The sequence below is a fragment of the Actinophytocola sp. genome (assembly GCF_045807065.1).
Classification (GTDB): domain Bacteria; phylum Actinomycetota; class Actinomycetes; order Mycobacteriales; family Pseudonocardiaceae; genus Actinophytocola.
This window is the reverse complement of sequence record NZ_JBJMIE010000482.1, coordinates 1-20,691: the sequence shown is the minus strand read 5'-3', so window position 1 is coordinate 20,691 and position 20,691 is coordinate 1. Positions and strand designations below refer to the sequence as shown.

General features: G+C 69.8%; 12 protein-coding genes and 1 pseudogene. 4 read left to right on the top strand and 9 right to left on the bottom strand.

What is annotated here, in order from left to right; all coding sequences use genetic code 11:
* Positions 1 to 483: pseudogene (locus tag ACJ73U_RS28365) on the bottom strand (hypothetical protein); the annotation flags it as partial.
* A gap of 492 nt (positions 484 to 975) precedes the next feature.
* On the opposite strand from ACJ73U_RS28365, the gene ACJ73U_RS28360 reads away from it, so the two are divergent.
* The 4 genes from ACJ73U_RS28360 (at position 976) to ACJ73U_RS28345 (ending at position 7,876) form a co-directional block, all read left to right on the top strand.
* The gene (locus tag ACJ73U_RS28360) at positions 976 to 1,746 is read left to right on the top strand and encodes a BTAD domain-containing putative transcriptional regulator (protein WP_407780783.1); all 771 of its coding nucleotides are present in this window, start codon (positions 976 to 978) and stop codon (positions 1,744 to 1,746) included.
* A 3-nt stretch (positions 1,747 to 1,749) separates the two neighbouring features.
* Complete coding sequence (locus ACJ73U_RS28355) at positions 1,750 to 5,790, top strand: acyltransferase domain-containing protein (RefSeq protein ID WP_407780782.1); 4,041 nt, start codon at positions 1,750 to 1,752, stop codon at positions 5,788 to 5,790.
* 90 nt (positions 5,791 to 5,880) lie between these two features.
* The gene (gene fxsA / locus ACJ73U_RS28350) at positions 5,881 to 6,069 is read left to right on the top strand and encodes an FxSxx-COOH cyclophane-containing RiPP peptide (RefSeq protein ID WP_407780781.1); all 189 of its coding nucleotides are present in this window, start codon (positions 5,881 to 5,883) and stop codon (positions 6,067 to 6,069) included.
* Entirely contained in the window at positions 6,053 to 7,876 is a 1,824-nt protein-coding gene (locus ACJ73U_RS28345) for an HEXXH motif domain-containing protein (protein WP_407780780.1), read from the top strand. Before fxsA ends, ACJ73U_RS28345 begins: the two co-directional genes overlap by 17 nt.
* Before the next feature lie 61 nt (positions 7,877 to 7,937).
* On the opposite strand, the gene fxsT is transcribed toward ACJ73U_RS28345, so the two are convergent.
* From fxsT to ACJ73U_RS28305, 8 genes are all read right to left on the bottom strand, one after another.
* Positions 7,938 to 12,317: an FxSxx-COOH system tetratricopeptide repeat protein gene (fxsT, locus tag ACJ73U_RS28340; protein WP_407780779.1), complete on the bottom strand. Its 4,380-nt coding sequence runs from the start codon at positions 12,315 to 12,317 to the stop codon at positions 7,938 to 7,940.
* Between the two features lies 1 nt (position 12,318).
* Positions 12,319 to 13,356, bottom strand: coding sequence for an AAA family ATPase (locus tag ACJ73U_RS28335; protein WP_407780778.1), 1,038 nt, complete (start codon positions 13,354 to 13,356; stop codon positions 12,319 to 12,321).
* Positions 13,353 to 14,825, bottom strand: coding sequence for an effector-associated domain 2-containing protein (locus tag ACJ73U_RS28330; RefSeq protein ID WP_407780777.1), 1,473 nt, complete (start codon positions 14,823 to 14,825; stop codon positions 13,353 to 13,355). The genes ACJ73U_RS28335 and ACJ73U_RS28330 overlap by 4 nt, the downstream gene beginning before the upstream one ends.
* A gap of 50 nt (positions 14,826 to 14,875) precedes the next feature.
* Complete coding sequence (locus tag ACJ73U_RS28325) at positions 14,876 to 15,988, bottom strand: effector-associated domain 2-containing protein (protein WP_407780776.1); 1,113 nt, start codon at positions 15,986 to 15,988, stop codon at positions 14,876 to 14,878.
* A 370-nt stretch (positions 15,989 to 16,358) separates the two neighbouring features.
* Positions 16,359 to 17,735 (bottom strand): glutamate decarboxylase, encoded by a 1,377-nt coding sequence (locus ACJ73U_RS28320; RefSeq protein ID WP_407780775.1) that lies wholly within the window; start codon positions 17,733 to 17,735, stop codon positions 16,359 to 16,361.
* A gap of 9 nt (positions 17,736 to 17,744) precedes the next feature.
* Positions 17,745 to 18,614 (bottom strand): transglutaminase domain-containing protein, encoded by an 870-nt coding sequence (locus ACJ73U_RS28315; protein ID WP_407780774.1) that lies wholly within the window; start codon positions 18,612 to 18,614, stop codon positions 17,745 to 17,747.
* Positions 18,615 to 18,828: 214 nt separating this feature from the next.
* The gene (locus ACJ73U_RS28310; protein WP_407780773.1) at positions 18,829 to 20,274 is read right to left on the bottom strand and encodes a CHAD domain-containing protein; all 1,446 of its coding nucleotides are present in this window, start codon (positions 20,272 to 20,274) and stop codon (positions 18,829 to 18,831) included.
* Between the two features lie 42 nt (positions 20,275 to 20,316).
* Positions 20,317 to 20,691: hypothetical protein (locus tag ACJ73U_RS28305; protein ID WP_407780772.1), on the bottom strand; the 375-nt coding region annotated here is incomplete at its 5' end.

Sequence of the window (20,691 nt, the reverse complement as noted above, 5' to 3'; positions counted from 1 at the left end):
GTCGCCCGCCACCGAGACGTCCGAGCCGACGACCGCGTTGTGGACGCCCCACAGCGGGAAGAAGTCGGCGAAGACCTTGTACTCGCCGGCCTCCGGGAAGGTCAGCGGCACCCGCCAGACCCCGTCCGGGCCGAGGTTGGGGTGCACGTGCTGGAAGTTGGTGAGGTCGCGCCGCGCGACGATCAGGTGCAGCAGCTTGTCGTGCTGCGCCTTGTACTTCACCAGCGGCGTGCCGTCGTACTGCAGGATCTGGAAGGCGAACGTCACCGGAACCCCGGCCCGCACCGAGTCGGTGAGCACCTTGATCTCCATGCTCTCCGACGTCATCTCCAGACCGCTCGCCGCTGGCTCGACCTCGGCCGCGGCGGCCGTCGGAGCCGGGGCGGCGGCCGCCGGTCCGGCGATCCTGCCGACCACGTAGGCGCTTCCGAACACCAGCACCAGAGCCAGTGCGAACGCCCCGAGCTTCGTCAACGTCTTCATCGTTTCCGTCCCATGTGGACTACCGGGGTTTTCCCCCGACCTCCCGGCGAGAATAGGCAGTGCGGTCGTATGTGGGCCATGAGAACCAGCCAGAGGAACCCCGCACGCGAGGGCGGAGTTACCGGCCGGTGGAATTCGTGGTGACCGCGGGTGAATGGGATGACGTAAAAGGAGGCAGCCGCTGGTGGTGGCAGCGCGGCTGCCTGGTCGGTGTTTCGTTGGCGCCACCGCCGGTGCGTCTGCCTCGCCCCGGCGGTGGGCCTGCCATGGGGAGCACCACCTGACTCAACTGTGCGGCACCGGGTGCGCGGCGACAAGTTCCTCGCTCATCAACGGCTCGCCGCTTTCTCATTCACCGGTCGTGAATGGTTCACCGGTGTCGCGTTCACCGGTTCCCGTGAGAATTTCACGATTCGTGACCTCGGGGGTTCCCGGGCGATGACATGCGGTGCCAAGCTCGCTGCGACCGGTTCTCGGACTCGGAGAAAGATCATGCAGTTCTCTGTTCTCGGTTCGACCGAGGTCACCGCGGGCGGCGTCCAGCTGGAGCTGGGCGGGGTCAAGCAGCGGGCGATCCTCGGGTATCTCGTGTTGCACGCCAACAAGGTCGTGCCGACAAGCCATATCCTGCAGGCGATGTGGGAGGGCAACCCGCCGCCCACGGCGCGCAAGATGGTCCAGAACGCGGTGTCCGCGATCCGGCGCATGCTCGCGAACCACGCCGACGCACCGGCACTGCACACGCACGCGCCCGGCTACCAGCTGCGCGTCGACACGAACACCGTTGACCTGTACCGGTTCCGCGCGCTCGTCCGCGAGGGCCGGACCGCCATCACCGGCGGAATGCCCGCCCACGGCGTGGAGTTGCTGCGCGACGCGCTGTCGCTCTGGCGTGGGCACGCGCTGGCCGACCTGGTGGAGACCGGCATCAACTGGTCCGAGCTGGCGGCCATCGAGGACGAGCGGCTGTCCGCACTGGAGGACCGCCTCGACGCCGAGCTGGCGTGCGGGCGGCACCGGGAGATCACGCCGGAGCTGGAGGTCCTCACCTCGACCGAGCCGCTGCGCGAGCGGCTGTGCCTGCAGTTCATGCTGGCGCTGTACCGATCCGGCCGGCAGGCCGACGCCCTGCGGATCTACCGCCGCACCCGCGAGGCGCTCATCGACGGGCTCGGTCTCGAGCCGGGCCGCGAGCTGCGGGAGCTGCAGCAGCGGATCCTCGAGCACGACGCGGCCATCCAGGTCTCCGCCGTCGCGGCCTGACCTGTGCGTACCGAGCAGCTCCGGCCGCTGCCCGAACTGCTGCGGGCGGCGGCCACCCGCACCGGCATCGCCTTCGCCGACGTCCGGCGCGAGGTGACGCACGCGGAGCTGGCCGCCCGCACCGAGCGGTTGGCCGGGCACCTCGCCGATCTGGGGGTGCGCCCGGCCGACCGCGTCGCCGTCCTGCTCGACGGCGTCGCGGGCGTCGAAAGCGTCCTCGCCGCGGTGCGGGCCGGCGCGGTGGCCGTACCGCTCGACTCCACGGTGGACGACCGAGAGCTGCACCGGCTGCTCGCGGGCGCCAGTACGGTGATCACCGACGCGACGGGGGCGACGCGGGTGTCACCCCGGACGCTCATCGTCGACGGGCCGTACGACGGTGCCGCGCTCGACTACGAGATGCTGGCGACGACCGACCCGATTTCCGCGGCACGGGACGGGATCGACCTCGACGGCGTGTCCTTCCTCTGCCACACGGCGGGAGTGACGGGTTCGCGCCGCACGGTGCCGTCCAGCCAGCGCAACGTCCTGTGGTCGGCACTGGGCTCGTACGCGGACGTGCTGTCGGCGGCGCATCGTCTCCTGTGGGCGCTGCCGCTGCACTGCGGGGTCGCGCACGTGTTCGCGGCCGTCGCGACCGGTGCGTCGGTCTGGCTCGCCGCCGGCCTGAACAGCACCGAGGTGCGGCACGCGCTCGCCGAGCAGCAGAGCACGGTGGTGGCCGCCAACGCGGCGCTGCTGGCGCAGCTGCAGCGGGTGTCGCCGAGTGTCCGGTTCGGCCTGCTGGTCGGTCCGGGTCGGCCGAACACGCGTCTGCCCCTGCTGACCGTGTACACGATCACCGAGGCGGCCGGACCGGTCGCGATGAGCCGGCCGGGCAACGACGGTCTGGTGCCGCTCCCCGGTGTGATCGTGCGCCTCGCCGACGACGGCGAGATCCTGGTGAGCGGCCCGACCGTGCCGGCGGGCTGGTACCACACGGGGGATCTCGGCACGGTCGACGAGGCCGGCCGCCTGACGGTCACCGGGCGCGCCACCGACCTGATCAGGGTGGCCGACGAGGTGGTCCGCCTGGAGCAGATCGACGCCGCGCTGCGGTCGGTCGAGGGTGTTCGCGACGCGGCGATCGCGGGCGGCCCGGTCGCGTACGTGGTCGCCGACGGTGTCGACGCGGTCGACCTGTTCGCGGCGTGCCGGGCGGCACTGCCCGCGGCCGCGGTGCCGGCCGAGCTGTACGGGGTGCGGGCGATCCCGCGCACGGCCACGGGTTCGCCGCTGCGCCACCGATTACCCGGCCTGCCGGCGCGCCTGCTCGGGGTGGCCGCCGGCACGCACGACACGCTGTTCGCCCAGCACTGGGAGCCGCTGCCCGAGCCCGCCGCGACCCCGGGCGACTGGGCGGTGGCCGGCCCGGCGGAGCTGACCAGCGGCATCGACGCGCCCGGCTTCGTCGTCGACGACGCCGACACGCTGGCGGCCCTGGTCGTGGCGTGGCTGGCCGAGCACACCGACCCGCGCCTGGTCCTGCTGACCCACGGCGCGACGCACGCCGGCGGCTACGCCCCCGACCCGGCCCGGGCCGTCGCGTGGGGCGTGGGCCGCGCGCAGCAGCTGCGCCACCCCGGCCGCCTGGTGCTGGTGGACGCCGACGCGGTGACCGAGGACCTGCTGGCGGCGGCCGTCGCGTCGGGCGAGGAGGAGCTGGCCGTGCGGGCCGGGGAGCTGTTGCGCCCCAACTACACGTCGGTACCGGCCGCCTCCGCGGGCCCGCCGCTGCACGGCGCGGTGGTGGTGGTCGGCGGGGACGAGGCCCTGGCTCACCACCTGGTCGAGGCGCACGAGGTGACCGAGCTGACCACCTCGCTCGACGAGCACCCGGTGAACGCGGTCATCGGCGTGGACCTGTCCGCCGCCGAGGCGATGGCCCTGCACGAGGCGTCGCTGGCGCACCCCCTCTCCGCGTTCGTACTGCTGTCCGCCGGGACGGACGCCGCGGCGACGGCCGTCGGCGAGGCACTGGTCCGCCACCGGCACGCACTCGAGCTGCCGGCGGTGGCCGTGACGTGGACGCGCCCGGGCTTCACCGAGCTGCCGGCGTCGTGGCGTCCGGGCATGCTGGACGCCGCACTGGCGGCGACGGAACCGTGCGTGGTGGCGGGCCTGCGCGGCGCCCAGGCGGCCGACGCGGTCCGCGCGGCGTTGCGTGAGCGGGTACTGGCCGCGGACGACCGCCGCCAGGTGCTGCGGGACGTCGTCCACCAGGAGATCACCGGCGTCCTGGGCAAACCCGTCCAGGAACTGGCCCTGGACTGGGTGACGACGGTGCGGCTGTGCACCCGCCTGTGCGTGGCGACCGGTCTGGACCTCCCGGCACACGTGGTGACCGACCACCCGACCCCGGACGCCCTGGCCGACCACCTGCTGGACCTCCTCGACATCGCCCCGGCGCCGGAGCCCGCGGAAACCCCGCGGTGGCAGGAGCACCCGGTAGCGATCGTGGCGATGGGCCGCGTGGAGCCGAGTTCCTGGCGTGGCCCGGACACCGCGGTGTTCGCCTCCGGCTCGGCGGCCGCCCTGAGCCTGGCCATCCAGGCGGTGTCGTCGGGCGACTGCACGACAGCGGTCGCGGGCATGCTGGTGCTGGAAAGCCTGCCGGTGGCAACGGCGAACGGCCACCCGGTACTGGCGGTACTGCGCGCCTCGACGCGGTCTGCTGTGGACTCGAAGTCGGTCGTCGAGGCCATCATGGGTGCCCGTGGCCAGACGGTGGCCCTGCCCGGCATGACCATCGAGGCAGCACCGCCGATCGAGCCACTCACCGCACCACCGGTCATCCCGTGGCTGCTGTCCGCGGAAACCGAACAGGCCCTGCGGGAGAAGGCGGCGTGGCTGGCGTCGACCGTCGGCGACGTGGACGTGGCCGCGGTGGGCGCGGCGCTACCGCGGTCCGAACCAGCCCGGCACCGAGCCGCGGCGGTGGGCGCCGACCGCGCGGAACTGCTGGCAGGTCTGGCGTCTACACCGTCCACAGTGGCCACCGAAGACCCCGTCGCGTTCCTGTTCACCGGGCAGGGCGCCCAACACGTGGGCATGGGCACCGAACTGGCGGCGACGTTCCCGGTGTTCGCGGAGGCGTTCGGCGAGGCGTGCGCGGCACTGGACCCCCACCTACCCCGCCCGCTGACCGAGGTGCTCAACACGGAGGCCCTGCACGAGACGGAGTTCGCGCAGCCGGCGCTGTTCGCCCTGGAGGTGGCACTGTTCCGCCTGCTGGAGTCGTGGGAGGTGCACCCGGACTACGTAGCGGGCCACTCGGTGGGCGAACTGGCGGCCGCACATGCCGCAGGCGTGTGGTCGCTGGCGGACGCCGCCCACCTGGTAGCCGCCCGCGCCCGCCTGATGCAGGCCCTCCCCCGAGGCGGCGCGATGGTGGCAGTGGAGGCGACGGAGGCCGAGGTGGCGCCACTCCTGTCGCCCACGGTGGCGATAGCGGCGGTCAACGGCCCAACGTCGCTGGTCCTCTCGGGCGAGTCGGCCGCAACCCTGGCAGCGGCGGAAGAACTGGCCGACCGGGGCCGCAAGACCCAGCCCCTGCCCGTCTCCCACGCGTTCCACTCCCCACTGATGACCCCGATACTGCCGAAGTTCGAGGCCATAGCCGCAACCATCCCCCACCACCCTCCGACGATCCCGTTGATCTCGACGATGACCGGCACCGAAGCGGACCTGACCCCGCGCTACTGGGCCGAACAGACCAGATCTCCGGTCCGCTTCACCGACGCGGTGACCACCCTGACCACCCGAGGCGTGAGAACCTTCGTAGAACTGGGCCCGGACGCGGTCCTGACCCCCATGACCGAGGACTGCGCCCCCACCACTACCGCGATCCCGACACTACGCGCGAAAAACCCCGAGACCAGGGCAATCACGGAGGCATTCGGCCACCTGTTCACTCGTATGTCTACTGTGGACGGTCGCGCCTTCTTCCCCCACATCACGCCCGCGGACCTGCCCGAACGCCCGTCCACGCACCGATCCGCATAGTTGGCAAAAACGGGACAACTCCCGACTCCCTTGAAAGCGTTGAAAAACAGGTACCATTGAGCTGAATCTGTGACAGTTCGGGGAGGCAGCATGGCAAACCTGACAGACGCCGATCTCGACTCCCACATTGTCGACCTGACGGCTGTCCCACTGGCCGAACTGCGCACCCTGAACTCATCAGCGCTGGCAGACGCGCTGGAGCGGATGTACGCGACAGCCGAACACGTCACCGGAAGCGAAGTTCAGGTGCAGGCTACGCCGCTTGGTAGCCGTCACTGAGGACCTGTCGGGAGAAGCGCTGACCACGCACCGGTTGACTCGAACTACGTTCCTCCAGTTGTGCTCCGGCCCCATCACCGGTGACAGCATGGTGCTGCTGGAAGCAACTCAGCACAGCTATCGCCGGCTGGCCTTCCGTGCGCTGCTCGACCAACTGCGAAACAACCCGGCCACCGTGGGCAAGCAGGTACGGCCGGAGGAGGCGTGGCGCGTGCTCGCCGAGGCCGAACGCCGGAATCCCGAAGCGGTGGCCGACATCCTCCTGTACCCGACCGTTGGCGTCTGGCTCACGCGTGCTCTGCACCGCACGCGGCCGAACCAGACCACGCCGTGGCGGGAACTCGGCTATCTGCATCTGGTCGCCGTCGCGGCCGCGATCAGATCCGACTACCACTGCAGTCTCCAGGTGCCGGTCTGGCACGGGATCGTCTCCCTCCCGACCGTCGGGCACCTGCGAGTGCCAGGGGCGTTTCCGGCTGGTTCGGTGGAAGTCTCCTGCGCGGGAGCGAACTCCCGGATCCTGGTCGGTCCTGCGGTGAGTGTTCCCCTGGACGGCACGGACTCCGCGTTCACGCCGACCGAGCAGTACGTGAACACCAGCCGTGGCGTGACGCTCCAGGTCTGGATCGACGGCGCGGACCCGTTCCACGATTTCGACGAGCCCGTGGCGCCGGTTGCCCTGACGGACTCGGACTCCGCGGAATGGCACAAGTTGCTCAACGAGGCATGGGACGTTCTGACGCTCAACCATCCCCGGCACGCGCGAGAACTCGCCGCCGGGCTACGGATGCTCGTACCGATCGAACCGGACGCCGACACCGTCGGAGCGTCGGCGTCGGCGGCCTTCGGCGGAGTCGGGTTGTCCGTGAACCAGTCGGCACCGGAGTTCGCCGAGACACTTGTACACGAGATGCAACACTCGAAGCTCAACGCCGTGCTGGCACTGGTGAGACTTACCGACGGCGACAACAGTGCCCGGTACCTGGCTCCCTGGCGCGATGATCCACGTCCGCTCGTCGGCGTCATGCACGGCGTCTACGCGTTCACCGGCGGTGTCGAGTTCTGGCTGGCACAGGAGCTGACGGCACAGGAGCACGAGACTCGCCGCATCGCGTTCGAGATCGCCTTCCGCGGGGCACAGGTGCGGCGAGCGATCAACACGTTGACGACGAGCGGACACCTGACCCGGCCCGGCGCGGCACTGGTCGAGGCGGTGTCCGCGCGACTCAGCACCTGTGAGCGGATACCGGTCGACACGATGCTGTCAGAGACAGTCGACGCCATGCTCGACGACCATCAGGCGCTGTGGCGCCTACGTCATGCTCGACCGGATGCCACGACCGTCGACCTACTCGCGACTGCCTGGCTCGACGGAGCCCCGTCACCTCCTACTTGTTCCGGTAGCTCCACCGTCGTCACCGGGAACGCGCAACGCCTGCCAACCAGTCGGCGAATCCTGCTGCACGCGAAAGCAGTCGATCCGGAGTTGTTCGCCTCCCTGGTCCAGCGGCCAGCCACATTACCCAGCACGACACCTCACGCGGACGTCGCACTGTGCACGGGCAACCTCGCGGACGCGGCGACCGCCTACGAACACCAGCTACGCGCGGAACCTGACGACAAACAGGCGTGGGTCGGCTTGGGCTTGGCGCTGCACGGGCTGGGCAGTGATGCGGCCGCACTGCTCGACCACCCCGAGATCACGGTGGCGGTGCACGACCGGATTCGCTCACTCAGCGGACGAACGCCTAGGCCAGCCGAACTGTCCACCTGGCTAGGGCCACCTGTCGGTGCCCCATCAGCTTGAACCGAGCGAAGGCCTGCGCCTCTTTCCTTTCGAAAGAGGATTCGAGTTCCGCAGGACGTGGTCAAAGTTGCATGGTGTCCGTATCACAGTTGGCCCTGACGTTTTGGCTGGCGGCCAGCGTGGCTGGGTGATCGTCGCCAAGGACCTTGCGGAAGCTGGCCGACGTCTTGGTGTGCAGGATCGCCGCCTCGTCAGGATTGCCGAGCAGGTTGAGGTCGATCGAGAGGTTGTGTGCGATAGCGAGCGTGGTCGGGTGCTCCGGTCCCAGTTTCCTCGTGGTTCGCTCCAGGATGTCCACGTCGAGTTGACGTGCCTCCTCCAGCTGCCCGAGTTCGGCGAGGTCACTCGCCAGGTTCGCCTTGGCGACGAGCACGTACGGGTGATCCTCGTCCAGTTTGGTGAGGAAACCGGTGACAGCGCGCTCGTTCAGCTTCCGCGCCTCGTCCACATCACCGATGAGCCGTCGGGTGACCGCCAGGTTGGTCGTCGCGATCATGACGAACGGGTGCTCGGGGTAGAAGACATGTTCGAAGTCGCGAACGCTGCGGAGCCCGAAGTCCAGTGACTTCTCCAGGTCACCCACCTGCCGGAGTTCGGTGGTCATGTCCATCATCGAGGTCACGGTGTCGATGTGGCGCTCACCGTGTCGCAGGCGGTAGCGGTTGTAGACATCCTCGGTGAGTTCCATGGCCCTGGCGTGCAACCCGGCCTTGCGCCGTGCCACCGCGAGGCACCGGTCACCACCGATGGTGCCGGGGTGGTCCCGCCCAAGAACCTCGGTGGCGATGACGCTCGTCTCCTCCTGCATCTCACAGGCCTCGACGTACATGCCGCATTCACGGTTGTCCATGGCGAAACCGCTGCGGGTGTTCAAGGTCGCCGCGTGTGTGGCGCCGAGGATCGCCGTCCTACGCCGCAGGGTCTCCTGGTCGAGGTCCCGGGCCACGAAGTACTCGCCGGTAAGACGAAGTCTGGCGGCGTAGTTGTTGGCGTAGTTCAGCGTTTGTGGATCGTCCTCGCCGAACACACGCCGGGCGCGCTCCAAGTTGCTCGCCGACTGATCACGGAGCGCGGTGAACTCTCCATCGGCCAGGGCCCCGGCAAGGAAGGCTTCAGCCATGGCAATGGTGGCCTCGTGGTCTTCACCGAGATGGGCCTGCATCAGTTCGTACACGCGCTTGTTGAGCGCACGAGCGTCCTGCATGCGTCCCACACGGAAATAGGCGCTGCCGAGATACCGCCCCATGACCAGCGTGTCGACTTCGGTCTCACCGATCGAAGCTTTCCAAGCCTCCCACGCACTCGACGCCAGACTCAGCGCTCCCCGGTAGTCACCGGCGTTGATCAGATACCGGACGAGGTTGGTGACGAGGGTACGCACCCATGTGTCGCGGCAGTCGACGGCGCGGGAGTTGATCACGTGTGGCAGCAGGTCGGCGTAGATCGGCCAGTTGGCGCTGCTGTTCGGATCCCCTGGGTCACCGTTGACGAGCATCAGGTGAACCGAGTGACGCATGTCGTCCCAATCGGAGCGGTCCATTTGATCGCGGAGGACCGCTTGGACGAGGCGGTGGAGTTGGAGGGTGTTGCGGCTGTGGTCGATCTTGGCGAGGCTGTAGCGGTTGATCTCGCGGATCGCGGTGTTCAGCTTGATCGGGTCGCTCAGTGCTTCTGCCAGGCCCTTGGGTACCGGAGCGCCGCGCACGCCGGTGAACAGGCTGCGGGAGATCGGTTCCGGGCTGAAGAACGCGCACACCTGCAGCAGTTCGAGAGCGCCCCTCCGATCCTCCTTCAGGCGGTTCAGTGGCACGTTCCACGCGGCCGCCACCGGGATCTCGTACTTGCGCGGGGTGCCCGCCTTCAGCAGTTCCGCGCTGTTCTTCTCCAGCAGATCGACGTACTCGGGCACCGGCATGCCGGTCTGCGCGCGCCAGGACGCGGCCTGCTCGACCGCGAGCGGCAGGTCGCCCAAGGCCTCGGCGAGGAGGTCCGCGTCCCTGTCGGTGATGTTCCCACCGCCCCTGCGGCGCAACAGTTCCTTGCTCTCCTCGCGGGTGAACAGGTCGACCTCGACCGTGCGGGCCACGCCGGCCCAGTCGGCGTTGCGGGAGGTGACCACCACGTGACCGAGGCCGGTCGGCAGGAACCCGCGAACCGCGTCCGGGTCTTCGGCGTTGTCGAACACCAGGATCCAGCGGCGGCTCTGTTTGCCGCTGCGCAGTGTCTCGAGCACGGCCGGCGCCGCTGTCTCCGCGCTGCTCACGTTGATCCCGAGTCGCTTCGCGAGGTCCACGAAACTCTTCCGGATGTTCGAGGGGTGCTCGGACGGAATCCACCACACGAGGTCGTATTCCGAAGCGTGGCGGTAGATGTATTCCACGACGGTCTGCGACTTGCCGACACCGCCCATTCCGTGCAGTGCCTCGGGCAGCACGGCGGTAGCCTGGTCGCTTGGCTCCAGTAGGCGCACACGCAGTTGCTCGAGAAGATTCTGCCGGCCGACGAAGTCCGGGTTCCGCAGCGGCACCTCTCCCCAGATCTGCGGTTGCCGCGCCAAGGTCCGCGCACTTTCGTCTGAACGAGTTGACTCGGGCGCGGTCATGCCGCCTCCTTCATCCGATAACTGCGGAACTGTGTCGGTCACCGGTGGGATTCCTTCTGGCTGCGGAAACGATTCAGGCGCGGTGATCGTAGCGGCGGGTGATCCACTCGCGCTCTCCGGGCCGGATGGTCCATCCGGGTCCTCCGGCCGGCTTCGCAGCTTGCTCCGCAGTCGGGCCGCTCGGGGTGAGTAGGCTCCTGACAAGGCCCGGAAGACGGCCTCCTGGACCCGGATGTACGGGCGCGCCTCCGCCGTCGGTTCGGGGTCGGGAGTGTTGTCGGGGTCGGTGAGGGCGTCCCGGAAATTTCGCACGATCGGGTTACGCTGGCCCAGGTAGTCGCCGATGAGGCGGGCCACCCGGACGGTGTCGCTCCGGCGGCCGCCGGACAGGAGTTCTTCGCGTACGCCCTTGTGGAACTCGTAGCCGACGGCGTCTTTGTCGTCGGGGCGGAAGTGGGTTTTCCTGAGCAGTCCGCCGAGTACCACCTCCGCCACCGCGGAAAGGTCGGCGCTGGGCAGGAGGACTCTTTGCACCAACTTTATCGTCGGCAACGACAGCGGGACGGCGGCCAGTAGGCCGGCCAGTTGGAAGGCCGGGACCGACGCGAAGGTCCGGAATCTGAGCACCCGTTCCCGCGGGGGGATTTCCTCCTGCGGGGAATGGGGGCCGACCACCGGTTCCTCCACCACCGCGTCGGGCTCCACGAATACCGTCGTGGTGCGCACCCAGCCGGCGCCCCGGACGGCGAACAGGCGCGCCCACGCCGACCACCACTCGGGCTCCAGACCCAGCACGGGAATCGGCACCGCCGAGTCGTCCTTGATGGACAGACCGGCCTCGGCTCGCACGCGCAGGCGGGTGTTGGGCACCCCGGGGGCCGCGGCACGCAGGGCGACGTGGCGCGGGGTCAGGCGGCTCAGGTGCCACAGCCGCTGCGGGAGCAGGTTGACCAGCGCCACCGGCGTCTGCCTCGCCCACGAGGCGAGCACACGCGTCACGGCACCGCTGCGCCAGCCGTCGCCGATGCCGTCGGTCAGCACCAGGAACAGCGTGCGGCCGGTCGGGTCCAGCTGGTCGCGCCAACCGGTCACCGCGCCTTCCCCGCCGTCGGCACGCAGCACCACGTCACCGGTGCTCGCGCCGTTCAGCAGCAGGACCCGCAGGTTGCGGAACGCGCCCTGCCGCCGCAGGAGGTCGCACAGCTCGCGCACCACCTGTTGCCAGACCTCCGCCGCCCCCGCGGTGTCCACCACGATCACCAGCTCGAACTCGTGCCACTGCTCGGGGCGGAACTCCGGCAGCCACATCCGGTCCTGCGCCGCGCGCTCCGCGGTGGCCTCCTCGTCCAGCTCCTTGCGCCACGGCGACTGCGCGCGGCGGGCCAGCGGGCGCAGCGCGCGGGAGATCAACCGGCCGTTGGGCAGTGCCGGGGTCGCCGGCCAGACCAGCGGCGCGGCCGACACGCCCCGGTCGAACACCGTCCCGCGCACGGGGTGCGGGCGGCCGACGGACCAGTCCTGGGCCCGTGGCACCGGTTCCGGTGCGTGTTCGGTCGGCGGCGGGACGGGTGGGGGCTCGTCGGGTGGCCGCACCGCGGTCGGCGGCGGTTGCGGTGGGTGCGCGGGCGCCCCGGGTGGGGGTGGCGCGGGCCGCGGCTCGGGCGGCGTCGTGGGAGAGAGCGTGCCCGCCAGCCAGAGCGCGTCGCGGACCTCCCGCCACTCGAGGTCCGCCGTGGCCAGGCGCGACTGGTCCGCCTCCTGGACGTCCAGATGCGGCATGACGCCCGAATCCAGGCCAGGTCCGCCGTCGGGCGGATCATCCAGTGGCAGGCCGCTCATCTCATCCAGCCTCCGCGGTGGAGGTCAGGGGGTGCCAGATGGCGGTCAGCAGTTCCTGCCAGTCGTCGTCCGGTTGGTAGGCGCCGGACGTGGCGAGTTCCATCGCCAGGTGCACGGCGTTGAGCAGCTGGTCGGACGCCAGGCCGCCGGTCTCCTCGCTGCGGGCGAGGAACTCCGAGATCAGCCGCGAGATGTCGACCCCGTCCGTGTCGCCGAACTGCGCGGCCACCATCGCGCCGAGCTGCTGCGGCGTCGGCGGCTCCACGTGCAGCTTCAGGCACCGCCGCAGGAACGGCGCGGGGAACTCCCGCTCCCCGTTCGACGTGATGATCACGACCGGGAACGCGCGACACCGCACCCGCCCGCGCCGCACCACCGCCGAGCCCTCCCGGTCCGCGGTCAGCACCGCCACCTCCGGGTGCCGCGCCGCGATCCGGGTCAGCTCGTCGATCTCGAACTCACCGTTCTCGAACACGTTGAGCAGGTCGTTGGGCAGGTCGATGTCGCTCTTGTCCAACTCGTCGACCAACAGCACCCGCGGCCGCTCATACGGCAGCAACGCCGTCCCCAACGGGCCCAGGTGCACGAACTCACCGATGTCGGGTTCCTCGCCCTGCCGCGCGTTGATCTCCTGCACCCGCCCGATCGCGTCGTACAGGTACAGCCCGTCCTTCAACGCCGTCCGCGACGTGACCGGCCAACGCAGCACCGGACCGAGCCCCAGCTCACGCGCGATCAGGTACGCCAGGCTCGACTTCCCCGTCCCCGGCCGGCCCGTCACCAGCAACGGCCGCCGCAGGTAGATCGCGGCGTTGACCATCGACACCTCACGCGGGCTCGGCACCCACCCCGCGCCAGGCGTGCCGCCGATGTGCCGGTTGGCCTCGCCGCCGTCACCGGTCGGCACCTGGCACACCGGCTCACCCGAGAAACGCCGCCAGGGCGGCGGGTCGGGCAGCTTCGCCACGAACCCGGGCCGGCCCGTGCCGCGGTACACGTGCCAGTGCACCGGTGCGGCCCCCACCGCTTCCGCGCTCACGCCGCCTCCCTGGGATCACGAGGAGGACCGAGGTCGGCCGGCACGACCAGTCGTTCCGGGTCGTCCCACATCAGCGCGAGAGAATGGCCGACATGTCCGGCGTGTGACTGGTAGGCCGTCGTCCTAATCTGTTTCACACGATGCAGAACGTCACCCGAACCATCACCATGCAGGAGTTGGCGTACCGCGGTCAAGAACTCTTCGGAATCGCAGTTCTCACGAGACCACACGATGACGGGCAATCCGGCTCGCAATCCAACGCGGACCTCAGGGCCGCCGTCCTCGACGGCTTCCGGCGGCTTGCTCAGCATCAGGGAGACCACGCTCGGGTTGTTCTCGAAATCGGCGACCAGCTTACGGATGCTGTCACCCGCCTCGATCCGGTGATGGGAGTCCGGCTCTATCGCGCCTGTTTGAAGCTGACCAGCGAGAACACTCCACCGCATGTGCCACGAACGGTGCCACTTGCCGGACATCATTCGCTCCAGTGAGCGAATTGCGAACGCGTAACGACATCCGATCGGGATCGCCGGAATCGTGCTTTCCACTTCCCAGGACCACTGGTCGACGTCGAGGTTCAGCAGTTCACCCGAAAGAACCATCTCGATGCGGATGTCGGGCCGGTACCGGGCCCATTTGATTTCCACCGACTCGATCAGCTCCGCGACCTGCCGCTTGACCTCGTCGATCGTGCCCGTGAAGTCGTCACCGCGCTCGGGGTGCCAGCCTTCCGAGAGATCGAGCTGGGACCAGTTGAACAGCTGGTACTGGTCACCGGTGAGCCCGACCCGGCGCAGCATGAACACGAGATAGGCCGGCGAGTTCGGGGGCGGCCCGGGTGGCGGCGCCTTCAGCTCGCGGCGCGTCTTCTGCAGTTCGGTGATGACACCCAACCTACTCGCCTGTCGATCGGACCACCGCCGCAGTTCGATCGACAGCTCGTGCCGCCGTCCGCTCGCCAGCTGCTCGACGAACAGGATCGCCTTCGGCAGGCCGTTCGGGTCGGCGTTCATCGTCTCCAAGGTGAGGAACACCTCGCGATAGCTGGACTCGGCGGGCAACTCGGGCGCACCGGCACCGGCGACCTGCCGGTACAGCTCGATCAGGTCCTTGAAGGGCATGCCCGACAGCAACGCGAAGAGCGAGTCGCGTTCCTCCTTCGGCCACAACGGCAGCGCGGTACGTTCCGCGATCATCCGCTCCACGAATCGCAGATGAATGGTGCCCGGATCAAGCTCCCGCACGACGTCGAGCAATGCCTGCAGGCCGTCCGGACGGCGGTCGCAGGCCTGCACGACGCTGAAAAGGTGCGTGAGCTTACGCGGGCTCTCCTCGATCTGGAGGATCGTGCCGAGCCGATCCCCGAGCAGTAGCACCACGAAGTTTCTGTCCTGGACCGTTTGCATGCAGGGCAGCAACGCGAACGCCTTGACCAGCGGCAGCAAGGTGCCACCGTTGCTCGACGTCACGGGGTCTGCCCCCTTCCACCGTTAGCCGTTCGCTCGGACGTGCTTGATCGTTACAACCCGTCGACCGTCACCAGCGGCAACAATCGTTTCAGTGACACTGAATCGTGTAGCGGCACCGAGTCGTTGGTCTCCTGGTTCACGATCACGTTCACCAGCTCCAGCACGCCGTTCTCGAAGTCGGTGCAGGTGCGCAGGATGCTGGTGATGTGCGCGCGCCGACTGGGGAAGTACCTGACCATGCCGGCGAAGCGGAGCTGGTCGACGACCTGCGCACGCGTGTCCTCGTTGCGCATGCACGGAATGCTCTCGAGCGCGTTGACGAACTCGTAGAACTCCGGGGATGCCGGGCGCAGCGGCGGGACTATGAACATCGGCCGCTCCCGCGACACGACCAGCGGTGTCTCCCGTTGCGTGACCGGGGCGTCGACCGGCAGCCGCTCCAGCGGCTCGTTCGACGCTCCGGCGGGCGAGCCGTTCGGCGTTCCGGTGAACGATCCGTTTGACGTTTCGATGGACGATCCGTTCGCCCATCCGGCTGATGTTCCGTTCGCCCGTCCGGTCGGTGTTCCGTTCGGGGGTGCGACCGGTGTTTCGTCCGCCGAGCCGACCGGTCTTCCGTTCGCCGGTCCGAGCGGGGTTCCCTCCGCTGGTCCGACTGGTGTGCCGTTCGGCGGTTCGACCGGCGGCAGCTCGTGGCCGGGCAGGCGGATCCAACCGAAGCCGGAGAACTGCTTGACCCTGACGGCGACCTTCCGATACGCGTCCGGCTCGTATCCGGGGTCATGCCAGATCACCTCCGAGAAGAAATACTCGGACGCGATGACAGCCAGCGACGCCGACGACTCCGCCAGCGCCTCCTTCAGCGGCGGCGCGTCGAGCAGACGGCTCGCCTCGATGATGGCTGTCGAGCTCACCCCGTGATCATCGTAGGTGACCTCGCCCGCGTGCAATGTCATGCGCAGTTTCAGCTGATCATCCGGCGGGCGCAACTGGTTGTGCGCGCACAGGGCGGCGAGCAACGCGTTAGGCAGGTCTCCGGCAATTGCCTCCTTCGGCACGTCCCCGGGAACCAGCGCGAGAATGGAGTCGCCCCCGTCCTGCGTGAAGCACTGCTCCCACTGGATGCCCACCGCGGCGAACGCCCGCCGGAACGACTCGTACATTCCCGCACGTAGCGAACCGAGGTCCCGCCGTGTCCGGGTGCCGTTGCCGTAACCGGCGATGTCAACCGCGCAGATTGTTTGATGCACCGTCTGTTGAACGTCCACACGACTCACCCCGGCAACAGGATGCAGCCGCGTCTACTGCCGGCACAAGAACGAGACGCCCGGCAATTGCTCATCCGGCCCCCTGTTCTCCGAGAAGAGCAGCTAGAGGGCGGTCCCGGCCAGAACTGTCGCCTTTTTGTCATGCACGGGCACGGTGACCACGCACTCGACGCCGTCACTGTCCGGCGTCGCGGCGCGACGCGCGGCGCCCGGCCTCGCCGAGGAGGAGTTGAGGTCGGGTGCCACGGCCAGTCGCTGCAGGGTCTCAGCGGGCGCCGTGGGAGAAGGAGCTGGCCTCCTTGCCGCGGAGGGGTCTCTCCTGTTCCTCCAGGCGGGCGACCACGCGGCGGAGGTCTTCCACGAGCAGGTCGGCCAGGTCGTGGGTCATGCCGTTGCGTATCACGATGCGGAGGACGGACAGGTCGGCGCGGTTGTCGGGGAAGGTGTAAGCCGGGACCAGCCAGCCGGCCTCGCGTAGGTGGGCCGAGACGTCGAAGACCGAGTAGGCCGTGACGTCGTCGTCGAGGGTGAAGGCGAAGACCGGTAGTTCGTCACCTCGTGTCAGGAGGCGGAACGGTCCCAGGGCGGCGATCCGGTCCGACAACGACGTGGCCACCTCGCGGCAGTACCGCTGCACTCGGCGGTAGCCGTCGAAGCCGAGGCGGAGGAACATGAAGTACTGCGCCACCACCTGTGCACCCGGGCGGGAGAAGTTCAGCGCGAACGTCGGCATGTCGCCGCCAAGGTAGTTGACGTGGAACACCAGGTCCTCCGGCAGCGCCTCCCGGTCGCGCCAGACGACCCAGCCCACCCCCGGGTAGACGAGGCCGTACTTGTGGCCGGACGTGTTGATCGAGCACACCCGCGCCAGGCGGAAGTCCCACTCCAGCTCGGGGTCGCAGAACGGTGCGATCATCGCGCCGGACGCGCCGTCGACGTGGACCGGTACGTGTGGGTGGTGCTCGTCGAGGGCGGCGCAGATCTCCGCCACCGGCTCGTAGCTCCCGTCGAAGGTCGAGCCCAGGACTGCCACGACCCCGATGGTGTTCTCGTCGCAGCGCCGCACGGCCTCCTCGGCGGTCAGGTGGAAGCGGTCGCCCTCCATCGGCACCAGGCGGGCCTCCACGTCCCAGTAGTTGGCGAACTTCTCCCAGCAGATCTGGACGTTGGCGCCCATGACGATGTTCGGCCGGCCCCGGCCGCCGGTGCGGTGCTGCCAGCGCCGCTTCATCGCGAGGCCGGCGAGCATGCACGCCTCGCTGGACCCCGTGGTGGAGCAGCCGATGGCGGTCGACGCGTCGGGGGCGTGCCACAGCTCGGCGAGCATCCGCACGCACCGCTCCTCCAGGGCGGCGGTGCGCGGGTACTCGTCCTTGTCGACCATGTTCTTGTCGAAGCACTCCGCCATCAGCCGCTCGGCGGTGGGCTCCATCCACGTCGTCACGAACGTGGCCAGGTTGAGCCGCGCGTTCCCGTCGAGCATGAGCTCGTCATGCACGACCTGGTACGCGACGTCCGGCGCCAAGCCGCCGGAAGGCAGCGAGTTCCGCGGCACCTCCACGGGTTCGGCGACGAAGACAGGGTTGACGGCCAGGAAGTCCCGACCGGAGTCCCGGTTCCCACCGGTGTTCGCCAGTGTCATGGGCCCACGTTAGGAGGGAACGCGCCCCGGCGCAGCCGGCAGCACCACCTCCTCCGCGTCCCGCACCGCGTTGCGCACCGCGCGCGGGACGCGCAGCCTCGGGTCGGCCATCAGCTCCGGCAGGCCGGCCAGCTCCGGGTCCAGCGTGGCCTCGGCGAGCCGGTCGAACAGCTCCTCGTCGATCGGCTCGCCGGGGCCCGGCATCGCGCCCCAGGTGTCCCACGGCAGCAGCTCGACCTTCCGCAGCGCCGCCGCGTCCCGCAGCAGGTTCTGCGCGATCCACCACGCGCCGGACTCCGCGGTGACCGTCAGTCCGAACGCGTTCTCCGACACCTCGCCCCGCCGGTACCGCCGCCACGCGTCGCCGCCGACGAGGAACGCCGCACGCGGCACGTCGGTCACGTCGAAGTCGATCGGGAACATGGCCAGCTGCCTGTCGTCGATCTGGCCGTCGACCAGGCGCCACCGCTCGTCCGTCCAGTACTCGCACACCCAGTGGTCCTCGAAGAAGCCGGGCGTGAAGTAGCCGCCGAACCCGCACCTCGCCCGCGCCGGCACGCCCCGGGCACGCAGCGCCGCCACCATCAGCACGGTGAACTGCCGGCAGTTCCCCGCGATCCGCAGCTTCAGCGGGCGGGGCGTGGTGAGCGGTGCCGGCGACACCGCGAGGACCCGCTCGAGTAATCGCGGCACCGGCCGCACGTGCACGGTCTCCCGGTCGCCCGCGTCGAAGTTCACGCCGTAGGCGCCGGCCAGGTGCTCGTGGATCATCAACCCGTGGCCGACCGCGGCCAGCCCGGCCACGTCCGCCGTCAGTCCGGCCAGCACACCGTCGAGGTCGCCGGTCATCGGACCGGGCGACGCGAAGAAGTCCCTCATGCCCGGCACTCTGCCATCGCCCACCGACAACGCCGCGAAAATCAGCCGGACGCCAGCAGCGAGCACACCAGTGCGAGAACGTCACCCCCTGCCGGCCGCGTCCCCCCGTGTGCCAGGGCGAGGAGCGCTCCCACCAGTCAGCTCCCGAGCACTGTCGGTACCGCGTGGGACAATGGAACCGGGGGCCGGAGGCCAGCCCCCGACACGCGACACCTCACTTCAGGCGCGTCTTCCGCACCCGCTTCCAGTACTCCGGGTACACGCGCTCGACCTCGGCGCAGCGCGCGTGCTCCCGTTCGTGCAGCAACCCGAACGTGAACCCGTTCTCGCCGGCCAGGTGCGCGCGCATGCCCAGCTCACGCAGCAGGGGCCGCGCCACCACGCCGTCCTGGTGCTCGCCGAGTAGCTTCGTCAGGTCCTTGGCCGCGACGCGTGCCCGTCGGGCCTTCTTGCCCACCGCGGGCTCGGCCACCTCCAACGCGTAGCGGTACCCCTTCGCCGCCTTCCGCACCTCGTGCATCGGCTCCGAGCGCACGCGACGCTCCGTCCGCCGGTACGCACGCCGCAGGTGCTTCGGCAGCTCACCGGCGGCCGGCCGGGCCGCGCGCTCGGTCAGCGGCGGGTCCGACAGCAGCTTGTCCACCGTGTCGAGCAGCCGGCGGTACCGCTTGCTCGCCAACGTCTTCAGCACGTTCTCCCGCGCGGCCGCCAGCACCGGGCCGAAGTGGCGGGTGAACCGCGCGGCCACCGGGCCGACCACCAGCTCGTCGGGCAACCCGGCCACCTCCGACCGGAAGTGCTCCTGCTGCACCTCCAGGTCACGCGGCTCGGCGAGCTGGTGGCCCAACCAGCGCAGGTCTTCCCGCATCCGCGAGGTGCCGGGCAGCAACCGCTCGTACGTCCGCAGCGCGCTGCGCAGCCGGCGCGCCGACACACGCATCTGGTGCACCGAGTCCGGCTCGTCGCGCCGCACCCGCAGGTCCTGCTTCACCAGCTCGTCGTACTGCTCGCGCAGGTAGGCCAGCAACACGTCGCCCGCCGAGTCCCCGACCGGCGGCGCGGCCGGCACCGGCAGCACGCGCGCCAGCTTCGAGCTGTGCTTCGAGCGGCGCAGGCCCGCCTTGCGCAGCGCCTGGTCCAGCGCGGGACCCGTCGCGGGGTCGGCCAGCTCCACCTCCAGCTCGCGCCACTTGTCCACCGTCGACGAGCCGTCCAGGCGGCGCGCGTTCACCCGGTCGGCGGCGACCTCGGCCAGGAACTCGCCGTCCGGCCCGGTCAGCCGCCAGGTGCGGCGCTTCGTCTTGAGCAGCGCCACCGGCCGGATCTCCGCGCCGCGCGCCATGCCGAAGGTCAGCTGGGCCAGCTCCGCGGGTGGTGTGTTGGTCGCGGGCCCGTCGTCGAGCGGGAGCCGCAGCTCGACGCGCGAGTCGTCACCGACGGGGACCTTCAGGTGCCAGCCCTCGTCGGCGCCACCCGTGCGCCTGCGCAGCGTCGCGCCGTGCCGTGCGAGCCGGAGGTCGGTCGTGTCGAAGTAGACGGCCGACAGCCGCACCTCCTCCGGACCCTCCACCCCGGACACTCCGGGCAGCTCGTCGAGCGCGGGCAGCTGGGCGCCCGCCTCGTACTTCAGTTCGGTTTCCAGGTGACTCGCGACGGCCATACGTCCTGTCTACCCCTCCCGGCCGGCCGCGACACCCCCTGATCAGGCCAGCAGCGCCCGGATCGGCGTGTCGAAACGGGCCAGTGAATCGGCGTCCTCGGCGCACGGCCGGCCGACTTCGCCGGAGCTGGCGACGACCACGGCGCAGCGCCGTCCCACGGCGATGCCCCGCCGGGCGGTGCCCGGTGCGACCTCGCGCAGCGCCGCCTCGGCGATGGCCTCGGCGTGCCGCTCCTCCTCGGCCTCGGCCAGGAACACGAGGAGGAAGTCGCGGAACCGGACCTCCGGCGGCTCGGCGTGCACCTCGACGCAGCCGCGCAGCCGCGCCCGGGCCTCGGTGGTGTCCGGGGCGTCGTCGAGCCAGGCGGCGGGCAGCTCGTCGGCGAGTTCGGATTTGGTTAGTTTTGTGTTAGAGTG